Genomic DNA, 3,411 nt, shown 5'->3' on the forward strand with positions numbered 1-3,411 from the left:
CACCGCGCAGACGCCCGCCAAGTCCGCCGCCACCGGGGCGATCGCCTGGTTCACCGGCGCGCACGGGACCTCGGTCTTCGGCGGCGACGCGACCGACGCCGCCGGGCTGATCTCGGGGCTCTACTTCACCAGGCAGCCGGGGTCGTGGCGCGAGGTGGACGCCGGGCTGCGCAAGATCGCCCCGGACGTCTCCTTCGTCACCGCCGAGATCGGGCGCAAGGGCCGCTGCCGCGTCCTGCACGGCGTGAACCCCGACACCCCGCGTCCGCTCGCGTCGGCGTCCAAGCTCTACATCCTGGGCGCGCTCTCCGACGCGGTCGCCCGCGAAGAGGTCTCGTGGGAGACCCCGCTCGCGGTGAACGAGGCGTGGCGGAGCCTGCCGCCGGCCGGCGAGCTCCGCAACAAGCGCGCGGGTTCGATGATGACGCTCGCGCAGTACGCGGACTCGATGATGTCGGTGAGCGACAACACCGCCGCCGACCACCTGGTCCACCGGCTCGGACGCGAGGCCGTGGAGAACGAGCTGACGGCCCTCGGGAACCGGCACGCCCAGGCGAGCCGCCCGTGGCTGACCACCCGCGAGGAGCTCGCGCTGAAGGGCACCGCCGACTACCCGGCGGGCGCGCGGCGCTACCTGGCCCTTCCCGCGGGCAAGCGGGCCGAGGCGCTGTCCGGGCTGGACGCCGTGAAGCTCGCCGACGTCAAGCCGTGGGAGAAGCCCCGCGACGTCGACCGCATCGGATGGTTCGCCTCGCCGCTCGACGTCTGCGCGGCGTTCAAGGGGCTGAGCGACCGGGCGGCCAAGCCCGGCCAGTCCCCCCTGGGCCACGCGCTGAGCATGGTGGACGGCGGCATCCAGCTCGACCCGAAGAAGTACCCGACGGTCTGGTACAAGGGCGGCGGCGAGCCGGGCGTCCTCACGGCCAACTACCTCGCCCGGACGTCGGGCGGCCGGGTGATCGTCACCAGCGCGATGCTCTCCGACCCGAAGAGGTCGTTCTCCGGCAACGCCGAGCTGGCGCTGCTCGCCCTCTCGCGCGCCGGGATCCAGCTCGCGGGAGAGTCCGAGCAGTAGGGACCCTCTCCGCGACCGAGACGCGTCCCCCGGGGTGGTGCCGGGGGACGCGTTCTCGCTACTCGGCCTCGGTGAGCGCGGTGAGGCGCTCGACGGCCTCGACGTACTCCTCGATGAGGTCGTAGACGACCTGCGCGGCCGGCCTGACCTGGTTCATGCTCCCGACGATCTGCCCGACCGGGAAGGTGACCAGCTCGCCGTCGCCGGACCGCGCGATCCGCGGCAGGGCGTCCGCGACCAGCATGAACTGCATCGGCATCGGCAGGGTGCCCGGGGACGACGAGCCCTCCCAGGCGTCGGTCCAGGCGGTCCTGAGGAAGCGGGCGGGCTTGCCCGTCCAGGCGCGCGACCGGACGGTGTCCCGGGACGTCGCCTCCAGCAGTTTCGGGACGGCCCGCTCGGGGGTGTCGGCCTCGTCCACGGTCAGCCAGATGGACCCGGTCCACACGCCCTCCGCGCCGAGCGCCAGCCCGGCCGCCACCTGCCGGCCGCGGCCGATGCCGCCCGCCGCGAGGACGATCGTGCCGTCCCCGACGGCGTCCACGACCTCCGGGATCAGCACCATCGTGGACACCTCGCCGGTGTGGCCGCCCGCCTCGGTGCCCTGCGCGACGATGATGTCCACGCCCGCGGCCGTCTGCTTGCGCGCGTGCCGGGCGCTGGACGCGAGGCCCGCGACCTTCACGCCGTGCTCGTGGGCGAGCTCGACCACGTCCGCCGGGGGCGGGCCGAGCGCGCTGGCGAGCAGCGCGATGTCGTGCCGGAGGGCGACCTCGACCTGCGGGCGGGCCGTCTGGTCCGTCCAGCCGAGCAGCGCGCGGTCGGCCCGCTCGGACGGCGGCTCGACGCCGTGCTCGGCGAGCAGCCCCTCCAGGAAGTCGCGGTGCTCCTGCGGGATCATCGCCTGGAGCCGGCCGAGCAGCTCCTCGGCGTCGCCCGCGTCCGCGCCCTCGTACTTGGCGGGCATCACGACGTCCACGCCGTACGGCTTGCCGCCGACGTGCTCGTCGATCCACTTCAGCTCGAGTTCGAGCTCCTCGGGGGTGAAGTACAGGGCGCCGAGGACGCCCATGCCGCCGGCGCGGCTGACCGCCGCGACCACGTCGCGGCAGTGGCTGAACGCGAAGATCGGGTACTCGATGCCGAAGAGATCGGTGACTCGTGTCCGCACGCGTCGAACATAACCCCCGGCGGGACGAAACTGCAACGGGTTCTAGTTCGCGAATTAGCCAGGCTCGCGGGGTCGTGTGCTCATCGACATAGAACCTGTACTACAGAATGCCGCCGGGCCAGGGCGGCGGCGCCGTCCAGGCGTAGTGGTGCATCGGAGGGCCCTCGGGACGGAACGGGGCCGCCCGGACGAAGGCGAAACCGCGCGACACCAGGAAGCTCTCGAAGTAGTGCCGGGCCGGGTTGTCGACCTCCCAGCAGGCCGCGATCGCCGTGAGGTCCGGGTCGCGCTGGGCGTGCCCGACGACCGCCTCGAACGCCTCCCGGAAGTAGTGCTTGCGCCAGCAGCGCCGGACGAACCCCGAGCACAGCTCGGGCACCCCGGAGGCGTTCGGCATCAGCCCGCAGAAGCCGACGACCGCGCCGTCGTGCCCGGTCTCCACGGTGTAGGCGGTGTACCCGTGGTCGGCCAGGCCCGCGACGACGCGCCCGTGCCAGGCGCGGATCCACTCGTCGGTCCACGCCACGGCGGCGCCGACGTGCCGGACGGCCACCGGGTCCTCGTAGAACTCGCGCAGCGGGCCCAGGTCGTCCGCCCGGGGCGCGCGCAGGACGAGCCGGTCGGTGGTGATCGGGAGCCTCAGCATGCCCCCGCCCCGAGGTCGCGCGGACGGCACTGCACCCGCAGCCCGGTCGGGCGGAACGTCCCCCACGTCGTCGGCGTGAGCGGATGCCGCCGGATCACGTACCGGTGCGCCATGCACGCGGCGACGAGGACGAGCTCGATCGAGGCCAGCGAGGCCCCGGGGCAGGTGCGCGGCCCGGCCCCGTACGGCAGGTAGGCGCCCTTCTCCGGACCGGCGGCGGGATCCAGCCAGCGGTCGGGGTCGAAGACGGCGGCGTCCGGGAAGTAGCGCGGGTCGCGGTGCAGCAGGTAGGGCGAGACCATCACGCGCTCGCCGGGGTGCAGCTCGTAGCCGCCGACCTGGACGGGGGCGACGACGGTCCGCGGCAGCAGCCAGTTCGGCGGGTACAGCCGCAGCGTCTCGCGGACGAACGCGTCGGTCAGCAGCAGCCGCGACAGCGCGGAGCCGTCCACGGCATCCGGGCGGGCGAGCACCGGCGCGGCCTCGGCGGCGATCCGCTCGGCCCAGCGCGGGTGCTCG

Annotated in this window: 4 protein-coding genes; 1 reads left to right on the plus strand and 3 read right to left on the minus strand. The window is 73.9% G+C overall.

Annotated elements, in window-relative coordinates; translation table 11 throughout:
* A partial coding sequence (locus AB0J52_RS32835; protein ID WP_500186731.1) for a serine hydrolase occupies positions 1–1,075 on the plus strand: 1,075 nt, incomplete at its 5' end.
* 58 nt (positions 1,076–1,133) lie between these two features.
* Here AB0J52_RS32835 and AB0J52_RS32840 read toward each other — a convergent pair.
* From AB0J52_RS32840 to AB0J52_RS32850, 3 genes are all read right to left on the minus strand, one after another.
* A complete protein-coding gene (locus tag AB0J52_RS32840; protein ID WP_500186732.1) occupies positions 1,134–2,246 on the minus strand; it encodes an NAD(P)H-dependent flavin oxidoreductase in 1,113 nt (370 codons plus the stop codon).
* A 100-nt stretch (positions 2,247–2,346) separates the two neighbouring features.
* On the minus strand, positions 2,347–2,892 hold the full coding sequence (locus tag AB0J52_RS32845) for a GNAT family N-acetyltransferase (RefSeq protein ID WP_500186733.1): 546 nt from the start codon (positions 2,890–2,892) through the stop codon (positions 2,347–2,349).
* A partial coding sequence (locus AB0J52_RS32850; RefSeq protein ID WP_500186734.1) for a cytochrome P450 occupies positions 2,886–3,411 on the minus strand: 526 nt, incomplete at its 5' end. The genes AB0J52_RS32845 and AB0J52_RS32850, both read right to left, overlap by 7 nt.

It is taken from the genome of Spirillospora sp. NPDC049652, assembly GCF_040675125.1.
Lineage (GTDB): Bacteria > Actinomycetota > Actinomycetes > Streptosporangiales > Streptosporangiaceae > Spirillospora.